Source organism: Lelliottia jeotgali (genome assembly GCF_016771845.1).
Taxonomy (GTDB): Bacteria; Pseudomonadota; Gammaproteobacteria; order Enterobacterales; family Enterobacteriaceae; genus Enterobacter; species Enterobacter jeotgali.
On record NZ_JAENMQ010000018.1, the window covers coordinates 59229 to 85886 of the forward strand.

The window sequence follows — 26658 nt, forward strand, 5'->3', positions numbered from 1 at the left end:
GCCATGAACATTTTGCGCTTGTGGATCATACAGTACCTTTACATTATGGATGTGTAAACATCTGGATGGCTAAATAACAAATTCCATAAGAGGCAGCGACATGACAATTATTAACCACACCCTCGGTTTCCCTCGCGTTGGCCTGCGTCGCGAGCTGAAAAAAGCACAAGAAAGCTACTGGGCGGGCAACTCCACCCGTGAAGAACTGCTGGCGGTGGGGCGTGAACTGCGCGCTCGCCACTGGGATCAACAAAAACAGGCAGGTGTGGATCTGCTGCCGGTGGGCGATTTCGCCTGGTACGACCATGTTCTGACCACCAGCCTGCTGCTCGGCAACGTGCCGGCTCGTCATCAGAACAACGATGGATCGGTAGATATCGACACCCTGTTCCGCCTGGGCCGTGGCCGCGCACCGACCGGTGAGCCCGCTGCAGCAGCGGAAATGACCAAATGGTTCAACACTAACTATCACTACATGGTGCCGGAGTTCGTGAAAGGCCAGCAGTTCAAACTGACCTGGACCCAGCTTCTGGATGAAGTGGACGAAGCGCTGGCGCTGGGCCACAAAATCAAACCTGTGCTGCTCGGCCCGGTCACCTACCTGTGGCTGGGGAAAGTCAAAGGCGAACAGTTTGACCGCCTGAGCCTGCTGAATGACATCCTGCCGGTGTACCAGCAGGTGCTGGCGGAACTGGCAAAACGCGGCGTCGAGTGGGTACAAATCGACGAACCGGCGCTGGTGCTGGAGCTGCCGCAAGAGTGGCTGGACGCGTTCAAACCGGCTTACGATGCGCTGGCTGGCCGGGTCAAACTGCTGCTGACCACCTATTTTGAAGGCGTCACGCCGAACCTCGACACCATTACCGCCCTGCCGGTACAGGGCCTGCACGTGGACCTGGTTCACGGCAAAGACGACGTGGCGGAAATTCACAAACGTCTGCCATCTGACTGGCTGCTTTCTGCCGGCCTGGTGAATGGTCGTAACGTCTGGCGCGCCGATCTCACCGAGAAATACGCGCAGATCAAAGACATCGTCGGCAAACGTGATCTGTGGGTAGCTTCTTCATGCTCCCTGCTGCACAGCCCGATCGACCTGAGCGTCGAAACGCGCCTCGATGCGGAAGTGAAAAGCTGGTTTGCCTTCGCCCTGCAAAAATGTGAAGAACTGGCCCTGCTGCGCGATGCGTTAAACAGCGGCGACACGGCGGCGATTACCGAATGGAGCGCCCCAATTCAGGCGCGTCGCCACTCGACTCGCGTTCACAATGCGGCGGTGGAAAAACGTCTGGCGGCGATCACCGCCAAAGACAGCCAGCGTGAAAATGCCTACGAAGTGCGTGCTGAAGCCCAGCGTGCGCGCTTTAATCTGCCGGCCTGGCCGACCACCACCATCGGCTCATTCCCGCAGACCACTGAAATCCGCGGTCTGCGCCTGGACTTCAAAAAAGGCAATCTCGACGCTAACAACTACCGCACCGGCATCGCGGAACATATCAAACAGGCGATTGTTGAGCAGGAACGTCTGGGTCTGGACGTGCTGGTCCACGGCGAAGCCGAGCGTAATGACATGGTCGAGTATTTCGGCGAGCACCTGGACGGATTCGTCTTCACCCAGAACGGCTGGGTGCAGAGCTACGGCTCCCGCTGCGTGAAACCACCGGTTGTCATTGGCGACGTCAGCCGTCCGGAAGCGATCACCGTCGAGTGGGCGAAGTATGCCCAGTCCCTGACCGACAAGCCGGTGAAAGGCATGCTGACCGGTCCGGTGACCATTCTGTGCTGGTCCTTCCCGCGCGAAGACGTGACCCGCGAAACCATCGCCAAACAGATTGCCCTGGCGCTGCGTGATGAAGTGGCGGATCTGGAAGCAGCCGGGATCGGCATCATCCAGATTGACGAACCGGCCCTGCGCGAAGGTTTACCGCTGCGTCGCAGCGACTGGGCGGCGTACCTGGAGTGGGGCGTGGAAGCGTTCCGCATCAACGCCGCCGTGGCAAAGAACGACACGCAGATCCACACCCACATGTGTTACTGCGAATTTAACGACATCATGGACTCTATTGCCGCGCTGGATGCTGACGTGATCACCATCGAAACCTCACGTTCAGATATGGAGCTGCTGGAGTCGTTCGAAGAGTTCGACTACCCGAACGAAATCGGGCCGGGTGTGTACGACATTCACTCCCCGAACGTGCCAAGCGTGGAGTGGATCGAAGCTCTGCTGCAAAAAGCCGCCCAGCGTATTCCGGCGGAGCGTCTGTGGGTTAACCCGGACTGCGGCCTGAAAACCCGCGGTTGGCCAGAAACCCGCGCTGCGCTGGCGAACATGGTGAAAGCTGCGCAGAATCTGCGTCAGGCGTAATGTGAAATGGCCGGGCAACCGCCCGGCCTAAGCATGGCCTTCCATGAGGCGGCTGATGTGAATGCTCAACCACGTCAGCTCGTCTTTTGGAAGCGTAAGCTGATATTTATCCTGCACGTAATCGCGAATCACCCAGGCGACGGTCATTGCGTCCGGGCGATGGCGCATTAATTCCTGGTAAAAATCCTCGGTCTCGCTGACCACAATTTTTCCGGTTAATACTCGCTCGGCAAAATAGCGCAAATGCGTGATAAAACGCCGGTAGTTAACCGACTCCGTATCAATCGTTTTGCTCAGTTTGTAGCGCACGATTTCAGCGATGCGGTTGACCAGTTCGACCTGCTGATGCGCGGAATTATCATCATCCTGACTGCTGGCGTTAATCAGATGAAACGCGATATTAACCGCTTCATCCTCCGGCAGCTCAACGTCAAAGCGCTCATTCACTTTTGCCCGCGCCTGCATCCCGACGCTGTGTTCCTGCGGGTAGTAGCGTTTCACTTCCCAGCTCAGTTTATTCAGAATCAGCTGTCCGTTGCGGCAGCGTTCCACGGCAAAATGCAGATGCTCGGCGAGAGTAAACAGCAAGACGGAATTCAGTTTTTCACCGCACTGGCTACGAGCGAGGGTCAGAATCTCATGGCTAATTTCAAAGAGTGCCGCAGGGATGGTATCCGTCAGTGATAAAAAATGGCGTGATTTCAGGTCACTGAGTGGCAGAAAAACTTTCTCTACCTGCGCCAGATCGATGTGCGTGCCAGGTTTGGCTCCGAAACCAATCCCCTTGCCAAACAGGATCATTTCCCGCTGGTCGTTATCAACCAGCAGCATACTGTTATTGAGCGATTTCTTTATCGTAATCACGGTTATTCCTGCGGCCTGGCCGTTTAGCTCATGTCAGCGCCATTGCTGGCAATCACTCTCTGGTACCACCAGAAGGAGTCTTTTTTCAGGCGCTTTAAGGTACCGTTGCCTTCATCATCCTGGTCGACATAAATAAAGCCGTAGCGCTTGGACATCTGCGAGGTACCCGCGCTGATAATGTCGATACAACCCCAGGTGGTGAATCCCATCACATCTACCCCTTCGTTAATAGCTGCCAAAGTTTGCTCGAAGTGGGCGCGGAAATAGTCGATGCGATAGCTGTCGTGGATTTTCCCTTCTTCAACAATATCTTTTGCGCCCAGTCCATTCTCGACAATAAACAGCGGCTTCTGGTAGCGATCGTAAAGTTCGAGCAGGGAAATTTTGAGCCCAATGGGGTCAATCTGCCATCCCCATTCGGATGCCGGCAAATACGGGTTTTTGACACCCAGAATTGTGTTGCCTGCGGTGCGCTCGACGTCCGCCTGCGTTGATTCAGTGAGCGACATGTAATAGCTAAAGGAGACGAAATCGACGGTATTTTCTTTGAGGATGCGTTGATCGTCTGCCTGCATCTCAATCTGAATATCGCGGCTGGCGAGATCGCGCAGGATCAACGGTGGATATTCGCCAAACACCTGCACATCGGCATAGAAATAGTTTTCGAGATTCTTTTTCAGCGTGGCCTCTACGTCTTGCGGGCGACAGCTGTGCGGATAGGTGGTGAGTTTGGTGAGCATACACCCAACCTGGCTGCCTGGAATTTTGGCGTGGCAGTCGCGAGTCACCAGCGCAGACGCAACGAACTGGTGGTGCAGCCCCTGATAAATATCCTGCTTTGCTTTCCCTGGTGCACTTTTCTCTTCACGGATCCCGGCGGTAGTAAACGGGTGGCGATGAATACTGTCGATCTCGTTAAACGTGAGCCAGTAGCGCACCAAATCTTTATAGCGATCGAAGCAGACATTGCTGAAGCGCACGAAAGCGTCAACTACGTTGCGATTCACCCAGCCGTTATACTTTTCGCTTAGCGCCAGCGGCATTTCGTAATGTGAAAGCGTCACGAGCGGCTCAATATTGTGGCGGCGCAGTTCGCGGAACATCTCTTCGTAAAACTGCAGGCCAGCTTCATTTGGCGCGGCGTCTTCACCGGTCGGGAAAATACGCGACCAGGCGATAGATACGCGTAAAACCTTAAAGCCCATCTCGGCAAACAGGGCGATATCGTCTTTGTAGTGGTGGTAAAAATCTATGCCACGCCGCTTCGGGTACAACGCATCGTTACGGCCTTCAAACGCATCGCGAATGTTGTCATCCGTTAGCGCCATGTGGGCGTCATAGTCTTTCAGCGATAGATTGGGCTTCCAGGTGATGGCGTCAGCGACTGACGGTCCTTTGCCGTCAACGTTCCATGCCCCTTCAGCCTGATTAGCGGCAATCGCGCCGCCCCATAAAAAACCTTGCGGAAATGGGAGGGATTTATCCATTACACGGACTCCTTAAGCGTCATGATGATATGAGGGTGAGTGTCTTTATTGTTGTTACTGCCTGGTGTCAGCGAGAATCTTTCGCCATTTGTCACCACCATCACCACCACCGGGTCCAGCCCGGCGGCGGTGATGGTGTCGAGAGAAAATTCAATCAGTACGTCGCCTTCTTTCACCTGCTGACCTTCTTTCACCCGCGGGTGGAATCCTTCGCCCTGTAGCCTGATGGTGTCGATGCCGATGTGAAAAATCAGTTCAACGCCCGTATCGGTCAACAGACTCAATGCGTGACCACTTTCAAACACGTTCACCACTGTGCCGTGGGCGGGGGCGCGCAGAACGCCCTGAGAAGGGATGATAGCGATGCCATCTCCCATGATCTTGCGTGAGAAAACGTCGTCATTGACGCTCTCAAGAGGGATGATTTTCCCTTCTACGGGGCGGATAAAGGTCAGTGCGCTGGACTGCTCCGAGACGTTATCGCGCCATAAAAGCAGTGCGCTGAGGAAGGCGATGACAAAAGACAAGCCTGCACCGGCGAAGGCCCAGACGATGTTCATGGGATTATCAGGTGAAACAAACATGGAAATACTGGCAAGCCCTGGGCCGACCAGCGCAAAGGCTTCTATGGCCATCCAGCCAATAAACGCGCCGCCAACCAGGCTGCCCGCAATCACGCTGTAGAGTGCTTTTTTGTTCAGGAGCGTGACGCCATACAAGGCGGGTTCGGTAATACCAAATAGCGCTGAAATACCTGCTGAGAACGCGGTGGATTTCAGGACTTTATCCTTGCTCTTTAACGCGATCGCCAGACATGCCCCAGATTCGGCGATGTTATGCGCCAGCGATGCGGGTAAATAAAGCATTTCGCGACCAAACTGACTCATTGATGCCACTGCATAAGGCAGCATGGGTTTATGCATCCCGGCGGCGACCATAAAGGGCAGCGCGGCTGCGAGCAAACCCGTCGCCACAAATCCCAGCTTGCCATACAGCCATAAGATCACGGTGGCCAGCCCGGCACCAAGTTCATATCCTAACGGCCCGAGAATCAACAAAGTGACCGGTACGGTGACCAGAAGCGAGAGCATCGGCGAGAGGAAAATACGCAGTGCGCCTGGAGAATAGCGGTTAAACAATTTCTCGGTCTGAGCGTAAAACAGCACGCAAAGAATGGCCGGGAAGACCTGAGAGGCATACGCCACATTGCGCAGATCGAACGACATAAACTCAGCGCCATCAGCGAGTTGCTTCGTCATCGCCGGTAACACCATCACTGCAACGGCCGAGACAGCAACCAGTACGTTCACTTTTAGCTTCGTCGCGGTGGTAATTGCGACCAGAATCGGGAGGAAATAGAGCGGGGCAGAGCCGATGTTATCCAGCACTTTGTAGGTGGAACTGTCGCGACTAAGCCAGCCGAGTACGTCGAGCAGTAACAGGAGCGATTTGAGTACCCCACCGCCCGCGATGGCGGGTACCAGTGGCTGAAATACGCTAATGACAAAGTCGACAATTTGCGCGCCACGGTTAGGTTTTGCGGTCTGAGCTGGTGCATTTGCCTGTGGCGAACCGACAAGTGAGCGTGCCGCTTCATAAACCTGAACCACCTCATGGCCGATGATCACCTGGCACTGCACGTTAACACGCACGCCCAGCACGCCGTCAATTTTCGCCAGTGCTGTCTCGTTCACTTTGCTGTTGTCGTACAGACTCAACCGTAAACGGGTGGAGCAATGTTCAAGATGTTCGATGTTTTCAGCGCCACCCACCTGGGCGATGATATCCAGTGCTGTCTGCAAGTGATTCATGTCTGGCCCCTGTCTCCAGAGCAAAAAAAAAGACCTGAAGCCCATTCCTCCTGAGAAGGAGAGATGGGCTTCAGGTCTTGCCTACGGATCGTAGTTACACGCCTGTGCTTTTATATCGACCAAAATCTGTTGAAAAGTCAAACAACCGCTGCGGGTGTTGCGTCAATGTGTGAGCGACTTAACTCTTTTTCGCGCCATACTGCCTGAACCACGCCAGCATTCTCTGCCAGCCATCTTTGGCGGACTCTTGGTGATAGCTCGGGCGATAATCAGCGTTAAAGGCGTGGCCCGCGTCGGGATAAACGACGATCTCGGCTTTGGCATTGGCGGCACGCAGCGCCTGACGCATGGTCTCTACGCTCTCAAGCGTGATCCCGGTATCCTGTCCGCCGTAAAGGCCCAGGACTGGCGCGTTAAGATCGGTGGCGATATCCACCGGATGTTTCGGCGAATTCAGCGTTTTCTCACCGACCAGTTTGCCATACCACGCCACAGCAGCCTTAAGCTGCGGATTGTGCGCGGCATACAGCCAACTGATACGCCCGCCCCAGCAAAAACCGGTTACCAACAGACGATGCGAATCGCCGCCGTTACGCGCCGCCCAGCTCGCCACGTGGTCCAGATCGGCCAGGACCTGTGCATCCGGCACTTTGCTGACCAGATTGCTGAAAAGGGTCGGAATATCGCTGTAGTCGTTCGGGTCGCCCTGACGGAAATAGAGCTCCGGTGCGACGGCCAGATAACCTTCCAGCGCCAGTCGGCGACAGATATCGCGAATATGTTCATGAACGCCAAAAATTTCCTGAACCACAATCACGATCGGCAATGGACCGTCTGCCTGTTTCGGGCGCGCGTGGTAGGCGGGCATGTTCTCACCCTGCGACGGGATCGAGGTTTCGCCAGACGTTATGGCTTCTTCTGACGTCGAGACAATAGTGGAGGCGAGAGGGGCTGCAGCAGGTGCAAAATGGGTCCTTTGTGTCATGGTATTCTCCGTACCCGTAAGCGCAAAAGTAAATATAGACCTCAAGTTAACAACTCACAGTGCCCGAAACGGGCTATCTTTTGTGCAGCTAAGAACGATAAAACTTGTTAATGTGATGTAAATCACTATTTTATGGAAATTAACTGCAACCATTTTCATTCATGGTGAGGTGCGTCACGAAATTAAGCCTGGTGCTTCTGTAAAGTACCGTTTTACTTCTTCTGACACACCGACCCACAGAGGAGTCACCTATGTCTAAGTCTGATGTTTTTCATCTCGGCCTCACTAAAAACGATTTACAAGGGGCTACGCTGGCTATCGTCCCTGGCGATCCTGAGCGTGTGGAAAAGATCGCCGCGCTGATGGATAAGCCGGTTAAGCTGGCAGCGCATCGTGAATTCACCACCTGGCGTGCAGAGCTGGATGGCAAAGCGGTTATCGTGTGCTCGACCGGTATCGGCGGCCCGTCTACCTCTATTGCCGTGGAAGAGCTGGCGCAACTGGGCATTCGTACTTTCCTGCGTATCGGTACTACCGGTGCAATTCAGCCGCATATCAGCGTCGGTGACGTGCTGGTGACCACTGCGTCCGTGCGTCTGGACGGGGCAAGCCTGCACTTTGCGCCGATGGAATTCCCGGCGGTTGCGGACTTCGAATGTACGACGGCGCTGGTTGAAGCGGCTAAATCTATCGGTGCGACCACCCACATCGGCGTGACCGCCTCTTCTGACACCTTCTACCCAGGCCAGGAGCGTTACGACACCTTCTCTGGTCGCGTGGTCAGCCGTTTCAAAGGCTCCATGGAAGAGTGGCAGTCGATGGGCGTCATGAACTACGAAATGGAATCTGCAACGCTGCTGACCATGTGCGCAAGCCAGGGTCTACGTGCGGGTATGGTGGCGGGCGTTATCGTCAACCGTACCCAGCAAGAGATCCCGAACGCAGAAACTATGAAGCAGACAGAAAGCCACGCGGTGAAGATCGTGGTTGAAGCGGCTCGCCGCCTGATCTAATCGCACTGCATTCTGTTCAAGGCCGACGCGTTCGGCCTTTTCTTTTTGCGTAACGCCTCGCAGGAAAGCCCTTTCAAACTGGACGTTTATACAGCACAATTATATTTTGTGCGGTAACGGTTTGACGCAGGGGGCGTAGTGGACATCTCAATCATCATTTATGCGGCGATAGCGCTGGCGGGCTTAGCCATTGGCTGGCTGATTTCCGGCTATCAACACGCGCAGCACAAAGCCGAACAACTGGCCGATCGTGAAGAGATGGTGGCTGAGCTCAGCGCGACGAAACAGCAGTTGGCTCAGAGCAACCACTGGCGCGATGAATGCGAGTTGCTTAACAACGAATTGCGCAATCTGCGCGATATCAATACCTCCCTCGAAGCCGATCTCCGCGAAGTGACCACCCGTCTGGAATCTACTCAGCTGCATGCGGAGGATAAAATCCGCCAGATGATCAACAGCGAACAGCGCCTCAGCGAGCAGTTCGAAAACCTCGCCAACCGTATTTTCGAACACAGTAACCGCCGCGTCGATGAACAAAACCGCCAAAGCCTGAATGGCCTGCTGACGCCGCTGCGTGAACAGCTCGACGGATTTCGTAAACAGGTACAGGACAGCTTTGGCATGGAAGCGCGTGAGCGCCACACGCTGGCGCACGAGATCCGTAATCTTCAACAGCTAAACGCGCAAATGGCGCAAGAGGCGGTCAATCTGACGCGCGCGCTCAAAGGTGATAACAAAACTCAGGGCAACTGGGGCGAAGTCGTGCTGACTCGTGTACTGGAGGCTTCCGGGCTGCGCGATGGCCACGAATATGAAACTCAGGTCAGCATCGAGACCGATACCCGCTCGCGAATGCAGCCCGATGTGATTGTGCGTTTGCCGCAGGGCAAAGACGTGGTTATCGATGCCAAAATGACGCTGGTGGCCTACGAGCGCTACTTCAATGCCGAAGACGACTTCACCCGCGAATCTGCGCTGCAGGAACACATCGCTTCCGTGCGAAACCATATCCGCCTGTTGGGCCGTAAGGATTACCAGCAGCTTCCCGGCCTGCGTTCGCTGGACTATGTGCTGATGTTTATCCCCGTCGAGCCGGCGTTTTTACTGGCGCTCGACAGGCAGCCGGAGCTGATCACTGAAGCGCTGAAAAACAACATTATGCTAGTGAGTCCAACCACGCTGCTGGTGGCGTTGCGTACCATAGCTAACCTGTGGCGTTACGAACATCAGAGCCGCAACGCGCAGCAGATCGCCGATCGTGCCAGCAAGCTGTATGACAAAATGCGCCTGTTTGTCGACGATATGACATCCGTAGGGCAAAGCCTGGATCGCGCGCAGGATAACTACCGTCAGGCGATGAAAAAACTCTCATCCGGACGCGGCAATTTACTCTCCCAGGCCGAGGCATTCCGCACGCTGGGCGTGGAGGTGAAGCGCGAGATTAATCCGGAATTGGCCGAACAAGCCGTTGCGCAGGATGAGGAATACCGTCTGCGCGGTGCGGATAGTGAGCAAAATATACGCAGTAGCGACAATGATTTAGTGGCGCAAACGTCGTCCGAAACGCAGTCAGAGCGATTCTTCCAGGGTGGTTGAATCGTAGGGCAAACGCGTCCAATCTGATACACTTCACGCACATTTGACTGATTAGCAGGCACTGAGATGGTTGAAGATTCACAAGAAACAACGCACTTTGGCTTCCAGACTGTCGCCAAAGAGCAGAAAGCTGACATGGTGGCCCACGTATTCCATTCTGTGGCGTCAAAGTACGATGTCATGAATGACCTGATGTCATTCGGCATTCATCGCTTGTGGAAGCGTTTTACTATCGACTGTAGCGGTGTTCGCCGTGGTCAAACCGTTCTGGATCTTGCTGGGGGTACCGGCGATTTGACCGCCAAGTTCTCCCGTATGGTCGGTGAAACAGGTCGCGTAGTGCTGGCTGATATCAACGATTCAATGCTGAAAATGGGGCGCGAAAAGCTGCGCAACATCGGCGTTGTCGGTAACGTTGAATATGTCCAGGCTAACGCAGAAGCCCTGCCGTTCCCGGATAACACCTTCGATTGCATCACCATCTCTTTTGGCCTGCGCAATGTCACCGAAAAAGAGAAAGCGCTGCGCTCCATGTACCGCGTGCTGAAGCCGGGTGGACGTCTGCTGGTGCTGGAATTTTCCAAACCGATTATTGAACCGCTGAGTAAAGCGTATGACGCCTACTCGTTCCACATCTTGCCGCGTATTGGTGAGATGGTGGCTAACGACGCAGAAAGCTATCGCTATCTGGCGGAATCTATCCGTATGCACCCGGATCAGGAAACATTAAAAGCCATGATGCAGGATGCCGAGTTTGAAAACGTTGAGTACTTCAACCTGACGGCGGGTGTTGTCGCGCTGCATCGCGGCTACAAGTTCTGAGTGGAGGCAAATCATGCCTTTTAAACCGTTAATCAGCGCAGGCATCGAGAATGTCCTGAACACCTTTCTTTATCGCTCGCCGGCGCTGAAAACGGCGCGTCAGCGACTGAACGGGAAGGTGCTGCGTGTCGTCTTAAAAGAGTTCTCGACGCCGCTGGTGTTGGTCTTCAGTGAGCGCCAGCTTGATGTGTTGGGAGAGTGGGAAGGCGAGGCCGACTGTTCTGTCATCACACACATGAACGTGCTGCCAAAACTGCGCGACCGCCAGCAATTGACGGCGCTGATTCGCAGCGGCGAGCTGGAAGTTGAAGGCGATCTTCAGGTGGTACAAAACTTCGTTGCTCTGGCCGATCTGGCCGAGTTTGATCCGGCGGAGTTGTTAGCTCCTTACACTGGCGACATTGTGGCTGAAGGCATCGGTAAGTTTATTCGCGGTGGCTCGTCGTTTTTAAGTAAAGGGATGCAACGTCAGCAACGATACGTTGCCGAAGTGCTAACCGAAGAGTGGCGCATGGCGCCCGGTCCACTGGAGATGGCGTGGTTTGCGGAAGAGTCTGCTGCCGTTGAACGTGCTGTTGACGCGTTTACCCAACGCCTGGAAAAACTGGAGGGCAAATGACGCCTGGTGAAATTCGGCGCCTCTACTTTATCGTTCGCACCTTTTTGAGTTACGGGCTCGACGAGCTTATCCCCAAAATGCGTATTACGCTACCGCTGCGAATCGGTCGGCGTATGTTGTTCTGGATGCCAAATCGTCATAAAGACCAGCCGCTGGGCGAGCGTTTACGCCTGGCGTTGCAGGAGCTTGGTCCGGTCTGGATTAAATTCGGGCAGATGCTCTCGACCCGCCGCGATCTCTTCCCACCGCAAATTGCCGATCAGCTGGCGTTGTTACAGGACCGCGTGGCACCCTTCGACGGTGCGCGAGCCAAACAGCAAATCGAAGAGGCGATGGGGAACATTCCGGTTGAAACCTGGTTTGATGATTTCGAAATCACCCCGCTGGCCTCTGCATCCATTGCTCAGGTACACACCGCACGGCTGAAAGAGAACGGCAAAGAGATCGTCATCAAGGTGATCCGCCCGGATATCCTGCCGGTTATCAAAGCGGACATGAAGCTGATTTACCGTCTGGCGCGCTGGGTTCCCCGTTTGCTGCCGGATGGCCGTCGTCTGCGTCCAATGGAAGTGGTCCGCGAGTATGAAAAAACGCTGATCGACGAGTTGAATTTACTGCGCGAATCAGCCAACGCCATCCAGCTGCGCCGTAACTTTGAAAACAGCCCGATGCTGTACGTACCGGAAGTCTATTCCGACTACTGCAGTCAGAACATGATGGTCATGGAGCGCATCTACGGTATTCCCGTTTCGGATGTGGTGGCGTTGGAAAAGCAGGGTACCAACATGAAACTGCTGGCTGAACGCGGGGTGCAGGTATTTTTCACCCAGGTGTTCCGCGACAGTTTCTTCCACGCTGATATGCATCCAGGTAACATCTTCGTGAGTTACGAGCACCCGGAAGATCCGAAGTATATCGGCATCGACTGCGGGATTGTCGGCTCTCTCAACAAAGAAGATAAACGCTACCTGGCAGAGAACTTTATCGCCTTCTTTAACCGCGATTACCGCAAGGTGGCTGAGTTGCACGTCGACTCTGGCTGGGTCCCACCGGATACCAACGTCGAAGAGTTTGAGTTTGCGATCCGCACCGTCTGCGAGCCGATTTTTGAAAAGCCGCTGTCGGAAATCTCGTTTGGTCACGTGCTGTTGAATCTGTTTAATACCGCGCGACGCTTCAATATGGAAGTGCAGCCGCAGTTAGTTTTACTCCAGAAAACACTACTTTACGTTGAGGGCGTAGGCCGCCAGCTCTATCCTCAGTTAGACTTATGGAAGACAGCGAAACCTTTCCTGGAGTCGTGGATCAAGGATCAGGTCGGTATTCCTTCGCTGGTGCGCGCTTTCAAAGAGAAAGCGCCGTTCTGGATCGAAAAAATGCCGGAGATTCCTGAACTGGTTTACGACACTTTGCGTCAGAGCAAGAACCTTCAGCACAGCATGGATAAAATCGCCCGCGAGCTTCAGTCCAACCGCGTACGTCAGGGACAATCTCGCTATCTCTTTGGGATAGGTGCAACGCTGTTGCTCAGTGGCACACTGTTGCTGATTAATCGCCCGGACTGGGAGATGATGCCCGCCTGGGTGATGGCCGGAGGCCTTGTGGTCTGGCTGATTGGCTGGAGAAAAACGCGCTGAATTTGCGTCGCTATCGCCGGGTTGCATACGTATAATGCAACCTGATTAATTAATCATCATCTATCGAGGATGTAGTATGGGTGGTATCAGTATCTGGCAATTGTTAATCATTGCCGTCATCGTCGTGCTGCTGTTTGGCACTAAAAAGCTCGGTTCTATCGGTTCCGACCTTGGCGCGTCCATCAAAGGCTTCAAGAAAGCCATCAGCGATGATGAAGATAAAGACAAGCAGGAAAAATCCAGCCAGGATGCGGATTTCACGGCTAAATCTCTCGCTGATAAACAAGACGAAGCCAAAAAGGAAGACGCTAAACGCCACGATAAAGAGCAGGTGTAAGTCGTGTTTGATATTGGTTTTGGTGAACTGCTGCTGGTATTCGTGATTGGCCTGATCGTATTAGGCCCGCAGCGTTTACCCGTGGCAGTAAAAACTGTTGCGGGCTGGGTGCGCGCGCTGCGTTCGCTGGCCACGACGGTACAAAATGAACTGGCGCAGGAACTCAAGCTTCAGGAGTTTCAGGACAGCCTGAAAAAGGTTGAGAAGGCGAGCATGGATAACCTGTCGCCGGAACTGAAAGCCTCGATGGATGAATTGCGTGAAGCCGCAGAGTCCATGAAGCGCTCATACAGTGTCAACGATCCTGAAAAAGCGAGCGATGAAGCCAACACCATTCGTAATCCGTTAGTGAAGGATAACGAAGCGCAGCATGAAGGTGTGACGCCTGCCGATGCCGAGCATCAAGCCAGCGCACCGGCGCAAGCACCTGTTGAACAAGAATCCATGTCAGCGCAAGAGCCTGGGGTTAAACCAAAGGCAGCAGAAGTTAAAGCCGCCGCACCCGTTCCTGAATCCGCCCCTTCGTCGAGTGATAAAGCGTAAACATGGCAGTAGATGATACTCAACCACTCATTACGCATCTCATAGAGCTGCGTAAGCGCCTGTTAAACAGCATTATTGCTGTTTTTCTGATCTTCATTTGTCTGGTCTATTTCGCCAACGACATCTACCAGATTGTCTCCGCGCCGTTGATCAAGCAAATGCCGCTGGGCGCCACCATGATTGCCACCGACGTGGCGTCTCCATTCTTTACGCCGATCAAGCTGACGTTCTGGGTTTCGCTGATTGCCTCCGCACCCGTGATTCTGTACCAGGTGTGGGCGTTTGTCGCACCAGCGCTGTACAAACACGAACGCAAGCTGGTTATCCCACTGCTGGTTTCCAGTTCGCTGCTGTTTTACATCGGCATGGCGTTTGCGTATTTCGTCGTCTTCCCGCTGGCCTTTGGCTTCCTGACGCATACCGCGCCGGAAGGGGTTCAGGTATCGACGGACATCGCCAGCTATCTCAGCTTTGTGATGGCGTTATTCATGGCGTTTGGCGTGGCCTTCGAAGTACCGGTCGCCATCGTCTTGCTGTGCTGGATGGGCGTGACCACGCCGGACGATCTGCGTAAGAAGCGCCCGTATATGCTGGTCGGTGCGTTTGTCGTGGGTATGCTGCTGACGCCACCGGATGTCTTCTCGCAAACACTGCTGGCGATACCAATGTATTGCCTGTTTGAAGTTGGCGTATTCTTCTCGCGATTCTATGTGGGTAAACGACGCGCACCGGATGACGAAGAAGATGAGGCTGAGAAGCCGACAGAAGAGTAAAACCAGCCGCCCGACAGGGCGGTTGTTATATGGGAGATAGCATGTTTGATATTGGACTGAATCTGACCAGCCCGCAGTTTGCGAAAGACCGCGATGAAGTCGTGGCGCGCGCGTTTTCTGCTGGCGTCAAAGGACTGCTGCTGACGGGCACTAATCTTGAGGAAAGTCAGCACGCACAGCAGTTGGCTCAAAGTATTGATCGCTGCTGGTCCACCGCAGGCGTGCATCCTCATGACAGCAGTCACTGGACCGATGAAAGCGCCGAGTTGTTGTATGCGCTGGCGAATACGCCAGAAGTGGTGGCAATCGGCGAATGTGGCCTCGATTTCAATCGCAATTTTTCTACCCCAGCGGAGCAGGAACGGGCCTTCACCGCACAGCTGGCGCTGGCAGCAGAACTCGGGATGCCGGTGTTTATGCACTGTCGCGATGCCCATGAACGCTTTCTGGCGCTGCTGGAACCCTGGCTGGATAAACTCCCTGGCGCAGTCCTGCACTGTTTTACCGGCTCCCGTCAGGAGGCTATGGATTGTCTGGATCGTGGGTTGTATCTGGGCATTACCGGCTGGGTGTGCGACGAGCGTCGTGGGCTGGAACTGCGCGAGCTGTTGCCGGTCATTCCTGCCGATCGGCTGCTGGTCGAAACGGATGCGCCGTATCTTCTGCCGCGCGATATGCGCCCCAAACCCGCGTCGCGGCGCAATGAACCGGCTTATCTGGGCCATATCCTTGAGCGGATTGCGCACTGGCGGGGTGAGGAACTGGCCTGGCTGGACGCGCAGACGGATGACAACGTGCGTCGTTTGTTTGGCGTAACGTTTTAAACTTTGCGGAATTCAGTGTTTTTGACGCTCTGACGGACCTGCTTATTGAGAAAATTCAGCAGCAGCATAGAACGCGCTTCGCCGTCTGGCTCCGCAAAAATCGCCTGGAATCCTTCGAATGCGCCTTCGGTGATAACCACGTTATCGCCGGGGAAGGGCGTATCAGGATCGGTGATATCTTCCGGCTGTTGATAGACCGAAAGCTGGTGGATCACGGTAGAAGGCACGGTAGCGGGTTGTGAACCAAAGCGCACGAAGTGGCTGACACCACGGGTGGCGTTGATGGTGGTGGTGTGGATCACTTCCGGGTCGAATTCGACGAAAAGATAGTTGGGGAACAGCGGTTCACTGACCGTCGTACGCTTGCCGCGCAGCAATTTTTCGAGCGTAATAACGGGCATCAGACAATTCACTGCCTGACGCTCAAGATGTTCTTGCGCACGCTGAATCTGTCCACGTTTGCAATACAATAAATACCAGGCTTGCATAATCACTCTTTCCCTTTGTTCGCGGCGCAAGCATATCAAAACCCCGTCGGGATCGCTAAGGTGATTATAATGGCCGAAAGGGGAAGTTGAGGCAGAACTTCACGCTTATTTAACAAAATTACAGCGTCATGATGACGAACGCCGTATAATGAAGCGCTTACCGAGAGGCCATGACTAACTGCATGAAATACCACGATCTACGCGACTTCCTGGCGCTGCTTGAAAAGCAGGGCGAACTCAAACGCATTAAGCACCCTGTTGATCCTTATCTGGAAATGACAGAAATCGCCGACCGCACCCTGCGTGCCGGTGGCCCCGCGCTGCTGTTTGAAAATCCCAAAGGCTACACCATGCCGGTGCTCTGCAACCTGTTCGGCACGCCAAAGCGTGTGGCGATGGGCATGGGGCAGGAAGATGTCAGTGCCCTGCGCGAAGTCGGTAAACTGCTGGCTTTCCTGAAAGAACCTGAGCCGCCGAAAGGCTTCCGCGACCTGTTCGACAAACTGCCGCAGTTTAAGCAGGTGCTGAACATGCCGACCAAACGCCTGCGCGGTGCGCCGTGCCAGCAGAAAATCCTCGAAGGTGACGCCGTCGATCTGACGCAAATCCCGATTATGCAGTGCTGGCCGGAAGATGCCGCGCCGCTGATCACCTGGGGTTTGACCGTCACCCGTGGTCCACACAAAGAGCGCCAGAATCTCGGTATTTATCGCCAGCAGTTAATTGGCAAAAACAAATTGATCATGCGCTGGCTGTCGCATCGCGGCGGCGCGCTTGATTTCCAGGAGTGGTGCGCGGCGCATCCGGGCGAGCGTTTCCCGGTTTCGGTGGCGCTCGGTGCCGATCCGGCGACCATTCTCGGCGCGGTGACGCCGGTTCCTGATACCCTTTCGGAATACGCTTTCGCGGGCCTGCTGCGCGGCACCAAAACCGAAGTGGTGAAGTGTATTTCCAACGACCTCGAAGTGCCGGCCAGCGCGGAAATCGTGCTCGAAGGCTACATCGAACAGGGCGAGCTGGCACCCGAAGGGCCTTATGGCGACCACACGGGATACTACAATGAAGTGGATAGTTTCCCGGTGTTTACCGTGACGCATATTACCCAGCGTGACGATGCGATTTATCACTCGACCTATACTGGCCGTCCGCCAGATGAACCTGCGGTATTAGGCGTCGCGCTGAACGAAGTGTTTGTACCGATTCTGCAAAAGCAGTTCCCGGAAATTGTCGATTTCTATCTGCCGCCGGAAGGGTGCTCCTATCGCCTGGCGGTGGTGACAATCAAGAAACAGTACGCAGGTCACGCCAAGCGCGTGATGATGGGCGTTTGGTCATTCCTGCGCCAGTTTATGTATACCAAATTTGTTATTGTCTGCGATGACGACGTCAATGCCCGCGACTGGAATGACGTTATCTGGGCCATCACCACGCGGATGGACCCGGCGCGCGACACGGTGTTAGTGGAAAACACACCGATTGATTATCTGGATTTTGCCTCGCCGGTTTCTGGGCTTGGTTCAAAAATGGGACTGGATGCCACCAATAAATGGCCCGGCGAAACCGAGCGTGAATGGGGTCGCCCGATTAAAAAAGATCCTGAAGTGACCGCGCGAATTGACGCGATATGGGACGAGTTGGCCATATTGAATGACGGTAAGCCAGAGACTGACCGTTAAGCCCTATAGACTTCCCGACAGAGAGAGCGAATGACAACCTTAAGCTGTAAAGTGACCTCGGTAGATGCTATCACCGACACCGTATATCGCGTCCGTTTGGTTCCGGAGGCGGCGTTTTCATTCCGCGCGGGCCAATATTTGATGGTGGTGATGGATGAACGTGATAAGCGCCCTTTCTCTATGGCGTCTACGCCAGCTGAGCAGGAATTTATTGAGCTGCATATCGGTGCGTCAGAGCTTAATTTGTATGCCATGGCGGTGATGGACCGCATCCTGAAAGAGCGTGAAATCGACGTGGATATTCCGCACGGCGAAGCCTGGCTCCGCGAAGACGAAGACCGTCCACTGATCCTGATCGCTGGTGGCACGGGCTTCTCCTACGTGCGTTCGATTCTGCTGACCGCGCTTTCGCAAAATCCAAATCGCGATATCACTATCTACTGGGGTGGCCGCGAAGAGAAACATCTCTACGATCTGTCCGAGCTGGAATCACTGAGCGTGACGCACCCGAATCTGCGCGTTGAGCCAGTGGTGGAGCAGCCGGAAGAGGGATGGCGTGGACGTTCAGGAACGGTGCTGACGGCGGTATTGCAGGATCACGGTACGCTGGCCGGACACGATATCTATATTGCCGGTCGTTTTGAAATGGCGAAGATTGCCCGCGATCTATTCTGTCATGAGCGTAATGCGCGTGAAGACCGCCTGTTCGGCGATGCGTTTGCGTTTATCTAAGGCGCGGCCTTTGCCCCTCACCCTAACCCTCTCCCCAAAGGGGCGAGGGAACCAATAAAAAACCCGCCCCTGACAGGCGGGAAAAACGGCAACTAAACTCTCTGAGACTAAATGATTGTAGGCCGGGCAAGCGCAGCGCCCCCGGCTTGTTGCCCGATAGCGCTTCGCTTATCGGGCCTACGTTATCTTGCTCACACTCGCTCAAACACGGTTGCGATCCCCTGACCCAACCCGATGCACATCGTCGCCAGACCAAACTGGGCGTCTTTGCGTTCCATCAGGTTAATCAGTGTGGTGCTGATACGCGCACCCGAACAACCCAGCGGGTGACCCAGGGCGATCGCGCCGCCGTTGAGGTTGATCTTCTCGTCGATCTGCTCCATCAGCCCCAGATCCTTAATGCACGGCAGGATCTGCGCGGCGAACGCTTCGTTCATCTCAAACAGGTCGATATCGCTGGTCGTTAGCCCGGCTTTTTTCAGCGCCAGTTTTGACGCCGGAACCGGGCCATAACCCATGATAGACGGGTCACATCCGACAACCGCCATTGAACGTATACGAGCGCGCGGGGCTAAACCTAACTCGCGGGCGCGGCTTTCGCTCATCACCAGCATCGCCGCCGCACCGTCGGAAAGGGCAGAAGATGTCCCTGCCGTCACCGTGCCAGTCACCGGGTCAAACGCCGGGCGCAGAGTGGACAACGCTTCAACGGTGGTTTCCGGGCGAATGACTTCGTCGTAGAAGAACTGTTTCAGCACGCCGTCTGCGTCGTGGCCGCCGGTCGGGAGGATCTCATTTTTAAACGCACCGGATTGCGTCGCAGCCCAGGCGCGAGCGTGGGAACGCGCGGCAAAGGCGTCCTGCATTTCGCGGCTGATACCGTGCATGCGTGAGAGCATCTCGGCCGTCAGCCCCATCATACCGGCGGCTTTCGCCACGTTACGGCTCATGCCGGGGTGGAAATCGACGCCGTGGCTCATCGGCACATGGCCCATGTGTTCCACGCCACCGACCATGCACACCTGCGCATCGCCGGTCATGATCATGCGGGCCGCATCGTGCAGCGCCTGCATCGACGAACCGCACAGGCGGTTGACGGTGACCGCCGGAACGGAGTGTGGGATTTCTGCCAGCAGTGAGGCGTTACGGGCGATGTTAAAACCCTGCTCGAGGGTTTGCTGCACGCAGCCCCAGTAAATATCGTCTAACGCCGCCGCTTCCAGCGCGGGATTACGCGCCAGCAGGCTACGCATCAGGTGCGCGGAGAGATCCTCCGCGCGCACGTTGCGGAATGCGCCGCCCTTTGAACGGCCCATCGGGGTGCGAATTGCATCGACAATGACAACCTGTTCCATTGTGACTCCTTAAGCCGTTTTCAGCTCGCCAACCGGACGGGCAGGCGCAACTGGGGGATAGTACGGTTCGTTATGGCGTGCTTTGTTCCGCAGGCCTTCCGGCACTTCATACAGCGCTCCGAGATGCTGGTATTGCTGCGCCATGTCGAGATACTTCGCGCTGCCGAGCGTATCCAGCCAGCGGAACGCGCCGCCGTGGAACGGAGGGAAACCGAGGCCGTAGACCAGCGCCATATCCGCTTCTGCCGGGCTTGCGATAATGCCTTCTTCCAGGCAACGCACCACTTCGTTGACCATTGGGATCATCATGCGGGCGATGATCTCTTCGTCGCTGAAGTCACGTTTGGCCTGGCTGACGTCAGCCAGCAGACCTTCAACGGCGGCATCGTCTTCTTTCTTCGGCTTGCCTTTGTTGTCTTCTTTATAGCGCCAGAAGCCAAGACCGTTTTTCTGCCCAAAGCGATTGGCGTCGAACAGTGCGTCGATGGCGTCACGATAATCTTTCTGCATACGCTGCGGGAAACCGGCAGCCATCACGGCCTGCGCGTGGTGGGCGGTGTCGATGCCGACCACATCCAGCAGGTACGCCGGGCCCATCGGCCAGCCGAACACTTTTTCCATCACTTTATCGACTTTGCGGAAGTCCGCGCCGTCGCGCAGCAGCTGGCTGAATCCGGCGAAGTACGGGAACAGCACGCGGTTGACGAAGAAGCCCGGACAGTCGTTGACCACAATCGGGGTTTTGCCCATTTTGCTGGCCCACGCCACCACTTTGGCGATGGTTTGATCGGAGGTTTTTTCCCCACGAATCACTTCAACCAGCGGCATACGGTGCACCGGGTTAAAGAAGTGCATCCCGCAGAAGTTTTCCGGGCGTTGCAGCACGCTTGCCAGTTCGCCGATCGGAATGGTCGAGGTGTTGGACGCCAGAACGGTATCCGGGCGCACTTTCTCTTCCGTTTCGGCCAGGACCGCTTTTTTCACTTTCGGGTTTTCGACGACGGCCTCAACGACCACGTCCACGCGGTCGAAACCGGTGTAGTCCAGCGTCGGCTGAATCGTCGCAATCACGCCCGCCAGTTTCAGGCCGTCAATTTTTCCGCGCTCAAGCTGTTTGTTGAGCAGTTTGGCCGCTTCGTTCATGCCGAGCGTCAGGGATTTCTCGTTGATGTCTTTCATCACCACCGGCACGCCTTTCCAGGCAGACTGGTAGGCGATGCCGCCGCCCATAATGCCTGCGCCGAGTACCGCCGCGTGTTTTGGCGTTTCAACGTTTTTGGTGAGCTGTTTGGCTTTGCCTTTTACGAACTGGTCATTGAGGAAAATACCGACCAGCGCGCGCGCTTCGCTGGTGTGCGCCAGCGGAACGAAGCTTTGATTTTCTAATTTCAGGGCTTCTTCGCGGCCAAAGCGTGCGGCGGCTTCGATGGTTTTCACGGCGGTAATCGGTGCCGGATAGTGTTTGCCTGCCGTCTGCATCACCATGCCTTTGGCGATGGTGAAGCTCATGGTGGCTTCAATTTTGCTTAGTTTCAGCGGCTCGAGCTTCGGCTGACGTTTGGCTTTCCAGTCGAGATCGCCCTTGATCGCCTGACGTAAAATGGCGATGGCCCCGTCGCGCAGTTTTTCTGACTTCACCACACCGTCGATCAGGCCGATTTTCAGCGCCTGTTCCGCGCCCACATCTTTACCCGCAGCGATGATTTCCAGCGCGCTGTCTGCGCCCAGCATACGTGGCATACGCACAGAACCACCGAAGCCCGGCATGATGCCCAGTTTGGTTTCCGGCAGACCGATACGCAGATCCGGCGTGGCGAGACGATAGTCGGTCGCCAGGACGCATTCGCAGCCGCCACCCAGCGCGTAGCCGTTGACGGCAGAAATGGTCGGGACAGGAAGATCTTCCAGGCGATTAAACACGCTGTTGGCAAAATGCAGCCACTGGCTGAGCTGTTCTTCCGGTACCTGGAACAGAGAGAGGAACTCGGTGATATCGGCACCGACAATAAAGGCCGCTTTTTCAGAACGCAGCAGCAGCCCTTTCAAATCAGCTTGTTTTTCGAGGACATCCAGCGCGTGGCCGAGGCTGGCCACCGTCGCGGTGTCGAGTTTGTTGACTGAGCCGGGGGCATCGAACACCAGTTCGGCGATGCCATCTTCCAGCCAGTCTACGTACAGGGTGTCGCCTTTGTAGAGCATGTCAGTCTCCTGAATCCAGCAATTGGATCTGGTCATACCAGATGAAGTCGAGTGTGGAATTTATGTTAATAAAATGCAAATCACTCATTAAATAATTGCTGCATTGATCACGCTCGGTGGAAATCACGCAGTAAAAGCGAGGTGTGCTAAGATGCGAAGACTTGAGCTCAATAAAGAAAGGAAGAATGATGGACTCACTGGCCTCACTTTATAAAAATCATATTGTTACGTTACAGGAACGTACCCGCGATGTACTGGCTCGCTTTAAACTCGATGCGCTGTTGATTCACTCCGGCGAGCTGGTCAACGTCTTCCTGGACGACCATCCATACCCGTTCAAGGTCAATCCTCAGTTCAAAGCCTGGGTGCCGGTAACACAGGTTCCGAACTGCTGGCTGCTGGTGGATGGCGTGAACAAGCCGAAGCTGTGGTTCTATCTGCCGGTTGATTACTGGCACAACGTGGAACCGCTGCCGACCAGCTTCTGGACCGAAGAAGTGGATGTGATTGCCCTGCCAAAAGCCGACGGGATCGGCAGTCAGCTACCCGCTGCGCGCGGCAACATCGGCTATATCGGTCCGGTGCCGGAACGTGCTCTGGGGCTGGAGATTCCAGCGGATAACATCAACCCGAAAGGCGTGATCGATTATCTGCACTATTACCGCTCATATAAGACCGACTATGAACTTTCCTGCATGCGTGAAGCGCAGAAAACGGCGGTGAACGGTCATCAAGCGGCTCATGAAGCCTTCCTGTCCGGGATGAGCGAGTTCGATATCAATCAGGCGTACCTGACCGCGACGGGCCATCGGGATACCGACGTGCCGTACAGCAATATCGTGGCGCTGAACGAGCATGCATCCGTGCTGCACTACACCAAACTGGATCACCGCGCACCGGCCGAGATGCGTAGCTTCCTGCTGGATGCGGGCGCTGAGTACAACGGCTACGCGGCCGACCTCACCCGTACCTGGGCGGCAAACGCGGACAACGATTTCGCGCATCTGATCAAAGACGTGAATGACGAACAGCTGGCACTTATCGGCACCCTGAAAGCGGGGACCAGCTACGTCGATTACCACATTCAGTTTCATCAGCGCATTGCCAAACTGCTGCGTAAGCACCAGATTGTGACGGACATGAGCGAAGAGGCGATGGTGGAAAACGATCTCACTGGGCCATTTATGCCGCACGGGATTGGTCATCCGCTGGGCCTGCAGGTTCACGATGTGGCTGGCTTTATGCAGGATGATACCGGTACGCATTTGGCGGCACCGTCGAAATATCCTTATCTGCGCTGCACTCGCGTGCTGCAGCCGCGTATGGTGCTGACCATCGAGCCGGGCATTTATTTCATCGATTCTCTGCTCCAGCCGTGGCGTGACGGTCAGTTCAGCAAACACTTCAACTGGCAGAAAATTGAAGCGCTGAAACCGTTCGGTGGCATTCGTATTGAAGATAACGTGGTGATCCACGAAAACAGCATTGAGAACATGACGCGAGATCAGAAACTGGCGTGATGGATAGCTGGCTGATACCGGCCGAGCCGGTCATCTTCGTTGAAGAGATCAAAAAGAGCCGCTTTATCACGCTGTTGGCCCATACCGACGGCGTGGAGGCGGCGAAAGCATTCGTTGAATCCATTCGCGCGGAGCATCCCGACGCCCGTCACCACTGCGTGGCGTGGGTCGCTGGTCCGCCGAATGATTCGCAGCAGCTTGGCTTTTCTGATGATGGTGAACCCGCAGGCACGGCGGGTAAACCGATGCTCTCTCAACTGATGGGAAGTGGCGTCGGAGAGATAACTGCCGTTGTGGTTCGTTACTACGGCGGCATCCTGTTAGGAACCGGTGGGCTGGTCAAAGCCTACGGCGGGGGTGTGCAGCAGGCGCTAAATCTGCTGAAGACGGTCCGCAAAACGCCACTGACCGAATATACTTTGTTGTGTGATTACGCTCAGTTATCTGGCATCGAAACGCTGCTTAAGCAATTTAACGGCGTGATTGTGCAGAGTGATTACCAGGCGACGGTACAATTACGAGTGGCGCTTCCTCAGGCGGAACTGACGGCTTTTTCAGCAAAACTGGCTGATTTTAGTCGTGGTGCGTTGCAATTACTGCCGATTGAAGAATAATCCCCTCCTTACTTTTTGAATACCAAAGGAACGGCAGATGCATTTTCGTGCCATAACCCGAATCGTTGGACTGCTGGTCATACTTTTTTCCGGGACGATGATCCTCCCAGGGCTGGTAGCGCTTATCTATCGGGACGGTGCGGGGCGCGCGTTCACGCAGACCTTCTTCGCCGCGCTGGTGATTGGCTCGATTCTCTGGTGGCCTAACCGCCGTGAGAAGGGCGAGCTGAAGTCCCGCGAGGGCTTTCTGATTGTGGTGCTGTTCTGGACCGTGCTGGGTAGCGTGGGTGCGCTGCCGTTTATCTTCGCGGAACAGCCTAATCTGACCGTCACCGACGCGTTTTTTGAATCCTTCTCCGGGCTGACGACGACGGGCGCCACCACGCTGGTGGGGCTGGACTCGTTGCCGCACGCCATCCTCTTTTATCGCCAGATGCTGCAATGGTTCGGCGGGATGGGGATCATCGTCCTCGCCGTCGCGATCCTGCCGATACTGGGCGTCGGGGGGATGCAGCTCTATCGCGCTGAAATGCCGGGGCCGCTGAAAGATAACAAAATGCGCCCGCGTATTGCGGAGACGGCAAAAACGCTCTGGTTTATCTACGTATTACTGACCGTCGCCTGTGCGCTGGCCCTGTGGTTTGCCGGGATGCCTGCTTTCGATGCGATTGGACACAGCTTTTCGACGATTGCGATTGGCGGGTTCTCGACTCACGACGCTAGCGTCGGCTACTTCGACAGCCCGACCATCAACACCATTATTGCTATCTTCCTGCTGATCTCCGGGTGTAACTACGGCCTGCACTTCTCTTTATTAAGTGGACGTAGCCTGAGGGTTTACTGGCGTGACCCGGAATTTAGAATGTTTATCGGTGTCCAGCTGACGCTGGTGATCATCTGCACCCTGGTGCTGTGGTTCCACGATGTTTACAGCTCGGCGGTGACCACCGTTAACCAGGCCTTCTTCCAGGTGGTGTCGATGGCAACCACTGCGGGCTTTACCACCGACAGCATCGCCCGCTGGCCGCTGTTCCTGCCGGTCCTGCTTCTATGTTCTGCTTTTATCGGCGGCTGTGCGGGGTCGACGGGCGGGGGGCTGAAGGTCATCCGTATTCTGCTCCTGTTCAAACAGGGTAACCGTGAGCTGAAACGTCTGGTACACCCGAATGCGGTGTATAGCATTAAGCTTGGCAACCGCGCGCTGCCGGAACGTATTCTCGAAGCGGTGTGGGGCTTCTTTTCTGCCTACGCGCTGGTCTTTATCATCAGCATGCTGGCGATTATTGCCACCGGCGTGGATGATTTCTCGGCGTTTGCTTCTGTCGTGGCGACGCTCAATAACCTGGGGCCAGGGCTTGGCGTGGTGGCGGATAACTTTGCCAGTATGAACCCGGTTGCGAAATGGATCTTGATTGCCAACATGCTGTTTGGCCGTCTTGAGGTGTTTACGCTGCTGGTGCTGTTTACCCCAACATTCTGGCGCGAGTAAGGACTTATCTGGTGAAGACATTAATTTTATTCTCGACGCGCGACGGTCAGACGCGTGAGATTGCCTCTTATCTGGCGTCGGAATTGAAAGAGCAGGGCGTTTACGCCGATGTGGTGAATCTGAATCGGACCGAAGAGATTCAGTGGGCCGATTACGATCGCGTGGTCATTGGTGCTTCTATACGTTATGGCCATTTTCATCCGGCGTTGGATCGCTTTGTGAAAAAACATCTCGACACCTTAATGACTCTGCCGGGTGCGTTCTACTCAGTGAACCTGGTAGCCCGTAAAGCAGAGAAGCGCACGCCGCAGACGAATAGCTACACGCGCAAGTTCCTGTTGAACTCGCCGTGGCAGCCAGAGCTGTGCGCCGTCTTTGCGGGGGCGCTGCGTTATCCACGCTACAGCTGGTATGACCGCTTTATGATCCGCTTGATTATGAAGATGACCGGCGGCGAAACCGACACGCGTAAAGAAGTGGTTTATACCGACTGGCCGCAGGTGGCCAGTTTTGCCCGAGAAATCGCGCAATTAACGGGCAGTTCGCATGTTTAATCAACGGTAAGTTTGAAAAATAAGCGAACGATAACTTTTTTGAATTTTATGCTTGTCACTGCCGAAGAACTCCCTATAATGCGCCTCCACTGACACGGAACAACGGCATACAGGCCGCCGGGTTAGCGGGGTTCAGCGATGAACACCAACAGAGAAAAGCGAAAATAAAGCTTGACTCTGAAGCGGGGAGGCGTAATATGCACACCCCGCGCCGTTGAGAAAAACGAAGCGGCACTGCTCTTTAACAATTTATCAGACAATCTGTGTGGGCACTCAAAGTGACATGGATTCTAAACGTCGCAAGACGCTAAATGAATACCAAAGTCTCTGAGTGAACATACGTAATTCATTACGAAGT

The 26658-nt window shown here is 55.1% G+C and carries 23 protein-coding genes; 16 read left to right on the forward strand and 7 right to left on the reverse strand.

Annotation, left to right across the window (positions count from 1 at the left end; all coding sequences use genetic code 11):
• Nucleotides 1-100: 100 nt before the first annotated feature.
• The gene (metE, locus tag JBO43_RS22220; protein ID WP_095283870.1) at nucleotides 101-2362 is read left to right on the forward strand and encodes a 5-methyltetrahydropteroyltriglutamate--homocysteine S-methyltransferase; all 2262 of its coding nucleotides are present in this window, start codon (nucleotides 101-103) and stop codon (nucleotides 2360-2362) included.
• Nucleotides 2363-2389: 27 nt separating this feature from the next.
• Here the strand turns inward: metE and JBO43_RS22225 are convergent, their stop codons facing one another.
• The 4 genes from JBO43_RS22225 to JBO43_RS22240 all read right to left on the reverse strand — a co-directional run bounded on the left by JBO43_RS22225 (nucleotide 2390) and on the right by JBO43_RS22240 (nucleotide 7509).
• Nucleotides 2390-3226: a PRD domain-containing protein gene (locus JBO43_RS22225; RefSeq protein ID WP_095283869.1), complete on the reverse strand. Its 837-nt coding sequence runs from the start codon at nucleotides 3224-3226 to the stop codon at nucleotides 2390-2392.
• A gap of 23 nt (nucleotides 3227-3249) precedes the next feature.
• Nucleotides 3250-4713, reverse strand: coding sequence for a glycoside hydrolase family 1 protein (locus JBO43_RS22230; RefSeq protein ID WP_103950223.1), 1464 nt, complete (start codon nucleotides 4711-4713; stop codon nucleotides 3250-3252).
• Nucleotides 4713-6524 (reverse strand): beta-glucoside-specific PTS transporter subunit IIABC, encoded by a 1812-nt coding sequence (locus JBO43_RS22235; RefSeq protein ID WP_202675121.1) that lies wholly within the window; start codon nucleotides 6522-6524, stop codon nucleotides 4713-4715. Before JBO43_RS22235 ends, JBO43_RS22230 begins: the two co-directional genes overlap by 1 nt.
• A 178-nt stretch (nucleotides 6525-6702) precedes the next feature.
• Complete coding sequence (locus JBO43_RS22240) at nucleotides 6703-7509, reverse strand: dienelactone hydrolase family protein (RefSeq protein ID WP_202675123.1); 807 nt, start codon at nucleotides 7507-7509, stop codon at nucleotides 6703-6705.
• 251 nt (nucleotides 7510-7760) lie between these two features.
• Between JBO43_RS22240 and udp the strand changes: the two genes are divergently transcribed.
• The 9 genes from udp to tatD all read left to right on the forward strand — a co-directional run bounded on the left by udp (nucleotide 7761) and on the right by tatD (nucleotide 15673).
• Nucleotides 7761-8522 carry a uridine phosphorylase gene (udp, locus tag JBO43_RS22245; protein WP_095283865.1) on the forward strand — a complete coding sequence of 254 codons (762 nt, stop codon included), beginning with the start codon at nucleotides 7761-7763 and terminating at the stop codon, nucleotides 8520-8522.
• A gap of 138 nt (nucleotides 8523-8660) precedes the next feature.
• A complete protein-coding gene (gene rmuC, locus JBO43_RS22250; RefSeq protein ID WP_202675124.1) occupies nucleotides 8661-10118 on the forward strand; it encodes a DNA recombination protein RmuC in 1458 nt (485 codons plus the stop codon).
• 66 nt (nucleotides 10119-10184) lie between these two features.
• A complete protein-coding gene (gene ubiE, locus JBO43_RS22255) occupies nucleotides 10185-10940 on the forward strand; it encodes a bifunctional demethylmenaquinone methyltransferase/2-methoxy-6-polyprenyl-1,4-benzoquinol methylase UbiE (RefSeq protein ID WP_095283863.1) in 756 nt (251 codons plus the stop codon).
• Between the two features lie 13 nt (nucleotides 10941-10953).
• The gene (gene ubiJ / locus JBO43_RS22260) at nucleotides 10954-11559 is read left to right on the forward strand and encodes a ubiquinone biosynthesis protein UbiJ (RefSeq protein ID WP_202675126.1); all 606 of its coding nucleotides are present in this window, start codon (nucleotides 10954-10956) and stop codon (nucleotides 11557-11559) included.
• A complete protein-coding gene (gene ubiB / locus JBO43_RS22265; protein ID WP_095283861.1) occupies nucleotides 11556-13196 on the forward strand; it encodes a ubiquinone biosynthesis regulatory protein kinase UbiB in 1641 nt (546 codons plus the stop codon). Before ubiJ ends, ubiB begins: the two co-directional genes overlap by 4 nt.
• A 76-nt stretch (nucleotides 13197-13272) precedes the next feature.
• The gene (tatA, locus tag JBO43_RS22270) at nucleotides 13273-13533 is read left to right on the forward strand and encodes a Sec-independent protein translocase subunit TatA (protein WP_095283860.1); all 261 of its coding nucleotides are present in this window, start codon (nucleotides 13273-13275) and stop codon (nucleotides 13531-13533) included.
• A gap of 3 nt (nucleotides 13534-13536) precedes the next feature.
• Nucleotides 13537-14076 carry a Sec-independent protein translocase protein TatB gene (gene tatB / locus JBO43_RS22275; protein WP_095283859.1) on the forward strand — a complete coding sequence of 180 codons (540 nt, stop codon included), beginning with the start codon at nucleotides 13537-13539 and terminating at the stop codon, nucleotides 14074-14076.
• A 2-nt stretch (nucleotides 14077-14078) separates the two neighbouring features.
• Nucleotides 14079-14849: a Sec-independent protein translocase subunit TatC gene (gene tatC, locus JBO43_RS22280; RefSeq protein WP_095283858.1), complete on the forward strand. Its 771-nt coding sequence runs from the start codon at nucleotides 14079-14081 to the stop codon at nucleotides 14847-14849.
• 41 nt (nucleotides 14850-14890) lie between these two features.
• The gene (tatD, locus tag JBO43_RS22285; protein ID WP_095283857.1) at nucleotides 14891-15673 is read left to right on the forward strand and encodes a 3'-5' ssDNA/RNA exonuclease TatD; all 783 of its coding nucleotides are present in this window, start codon (nucleotides 14891-14893) and stop codon (nucleotides 15671-15673) included.
• Here the strand turns inward: tatD and rfaH are convergent.
• Complete coding sequence (gene rfaH / locus JBO43_RS22290) at nucleotides 15670-16161, reverse strand: transcription/translation regulatory transformer protein RfaH (protein ID WP_095283856.1); 492 nt, start codon at nucleotides 16159-16161, stop codon at nucleotides 15670-15672. The two genes, tatD and rfaH, sit on opposite strands and share 4 nt — an antisense overlap.
• A gap of 170 nt (nucleotides 16162-16331) precedes the next feature.
• Between rfaH and ubiD the strand changes: the two genes are divergently transcribed.
• Together ubiD and fre are read left to right on the forward strand one after the other, a co-directional pair.
• Nucleotides 16332-17837: a 4-hydroxy-3-polyprenylbenzoate decarboxylase gene (gene ubiD, locus JBO43_RS22295; protein WP_095283855.1), complete on the forward strand. Its 1506-nt coding sequence runs from the start codon at nucleotides 16332-16334 to the stop codon at nucleotides 17835-17837.
• Between the two features lie 30 nt (nucleotides 17838-17867).
• On the forward strand, nucleotides 17868-18569 hold the full coding sequence (gene fre, locus JBO43_RS22300) for an NAD(P)H-flavin reductase (protein ID WP_095283854.1): 702 nt from the start codon (nucleotides 17868-17870) through the stop codon (nucleotides 18567-18569).
• Nucleotides 18570-18760: 191 nt separating this feature from the next.
• Here the strand turns inward: fre and fadA are convergent, their stop codons facing one another.
• Together fadA and fadB are read right to left on the reverse strand one after the other, a co-directional pair.
• Entirely contained in the window at nucleotides 18761-19924 is a 1164-nt protein-coding gene (fadA, locus tag JBO43_RS22305) for an acetyl-CoA C-acyltransferase FadA (RefSeq protein WP_103947979.1), read from the reverse strand.
• A gap of 9 nt (nucleotides 19925-19933) precedes the next feature.
• Nucleotides 19934-22123, reverse strand: a complete 2190-nt coding sequence (gene fadB, locus JBO43_RS22310) for a fatty acid oxidation complex subunit alpha FadB (protein ID WP_202675128.1) — start codon at nucleotides 22121-22123, stop codon at nucleotides 19934-19936.
• Nucleotides 22124-22311: 188 nt separating this feature from the next.
• On the opposite strand from fadB, the gene pepQ reads away from it, so the two are divergent.
• The 4 genes from pepQ to hemG are packed head-to-tail and all read left to right on the forward strand — an operon-like array spanning nucleotide 22312 to nucleotide 26300.
• Nucleotides 22312-23643: a Xaa-Pro dipeptidase gene (gene pepQ, locus JBO43_RS22315; protein WP_095283850.1), complete on the forward strand. Its 1332-nt coding sequence runs from the start codon at nucleotides 22312-22314 to the stop codon at nucleotides 23641-23643.
• Entirely contained in the window at nucleotides 23643-24257 is a 615-nt protein-coding gene (locus JBO43_RS22320; RefSeq protein WP_095283849.1) for an IMPACT family protein, read from the forward strand. Before pepQ ends, JBO43_RS22320 begins: the two co-directional genes overlap by 1 nt.
• A 37-nt stretch (nucleotides 24258-24294) precedes the next feature.
• Nucleotides 24295-25746, forward strand: a complete 1452-nt coding sequence (gene trkH, locus JBO43_RS22325; RefSeq protein ID WP_202675129.1) for a Trk system potassium transporter TrkH — start codon at nucleotides 24295-24297, stop codon at nucleotides 25744-25746.
• Nucleotides 25747-25757: 11 nt separating this feature from the next.
• Nucleotides 25758-26300: a menaquinone-dependent protoporphyrinogen IX dehydrogenase gene (gene hemG, locus JBO43_RS22330; protein ID WP_095283847.1), complete on the forward strand. Its 543-nt coding sequence runs from the start codon at nucleotides 25758-25760 to the stop codon at nucleotides 26298-26300.
• The last annotated feature ends 358 nt before the right edge of the window (nucleotides 26301-26658 follow it).

What these genes read in the sequence shown, in the direction of transcription:
- metE (WP_095283870.1), top strand. Translation starts at nt 101, where the DNA reads ATGACAATTATTAACCACACCCTCGGTTTCCCTCGCGTTGGCCTGCGT.
- JBO43_RS22230 (WP_103950223.1), bottom strand. Translation starts at nt 4,713, where the DNA reads ATGGATAAATCCCTCCCATTTCCGCAAGGTTTTTTATGGGGCGGCGCG.
- JBO43_RS22235 (WP_202675121.1), bottom strand. Translation starts at nt 6,524, where the DNA reads ATGAATCACTTGCAGACAGCACTGGATATCATCGCCCAGGTGGGTGGC.
- JBO43_RS22240 (WP_202675123.1), bottom strand. Translation starts at nt 7,509, where the DNA reads ATGACACAAAGGACCCATTTTGCACCTGCTGCAGCCCCTCTCGCCTCC.
- udp (WP_095283865.1), top strand. Translation starts at nt 7,761, where the DNA reads ATGTCTAAGTCTGATGTTTTTCATCTCGGCCTCACTAAAAACGATTTA.
- ubiE (WP_095283863.1), top strand. Translation starts at nt 10,185, where the DNA reads ATGGTTGAAGATTCACAAGAAACAACGCACTTTGGCTTCCAGACTGTC.
- ubiJ (WP_202675126.1), top strand. Translation starts at nt 10,954, where the DNA reads ATGCCTTTTAAACCGTTAATCAGCGCAGGCATCGAGAATGTCCTGAAC.
- ubiB (WP_095283861.1), top strand. Translation starts at nt 11,556, where the DNA reads ATGACGCCTGGTGAAATTCGGCGCCTCTACTTTATCGTTCGCACCTTT.
- tatA (WP_095283860.1), top strand. Translation starts at nt 13,273, where the DNA reads ATGGGTGGTATCAGTATCTGGCAATTGTTAATCATTGCCGTCATCGTC.
- tatC (WP_095283858.1), top strand. Translation starts at nt 14,079, where the DNA reads ATGGCAGTAGATGATACTCAACCACTCATTACGCATCTCATAGAGCTG.
- tatD (WP_095283857.1), top strand. Translation starts at nt 14,891, where the DNA reads ATGTTTGATATTGGACTGAATCTGACCAGCCCGCAGTTTGCGAAAGAC.
- rfaH (WP_095283856.1), bottom strand. Translation starts at nt 16,161, where the DNA reads ATGCAAGCCTGGTATTTATTGTATTGCAAACGTGGACAGATTCAGCGT.
- ubiD (WP_095283855.1), top strand. Translation starts at nt 16,332, where the DNA reads ATGACTAACTGCATGAAATACCACGATCTACGCGACTTCCTGGCGCTG.
- fre (WP_095283854.1), top strand. Translation starts at nt 17,868, where the DNA reads ATGACAACCTTAAGCTGTAAAGTGACCTCGGTAGATGCTATCACCGAC.
- fadA (WP_103947979.1), bottom strand. Translation starts at nt 19,924, where the DNA reads ATGGAACAGGTTGTCATTGTCGATGCAATTCGCACCCCGATGGGCCGT.
- fadB (WP_202675128.1), bottom strand. Translation starts at nt 22,123, where the DNA reads ATGCTCTACAAAGGCGACACCCTGTACGTAGACTGGCTGGAAGATGGC.
- pepQ (WP_095283850.1), top strand. Translation starts at nt 22,312, where the DNA reads ATGGACTCACTGGCCTCACTTTATAAAAATCATATTGTTACGTTACAG.
- JBO43_RS22320 (WP_095283849.1), top strand. Translation starts at nt 23,643, where the DNA reads ATGGATAGCTGGCTGATACCGGCCGAGCCGGTCATCTTCGTTGAAGAG.
- trkH (WP_202675129.1), top strand. Translation starts at nt 24,295, where the DNA reads ATGCATTTTCGTGCCATAACCCGAATCGTTGGACTGCTGGTCATACTT.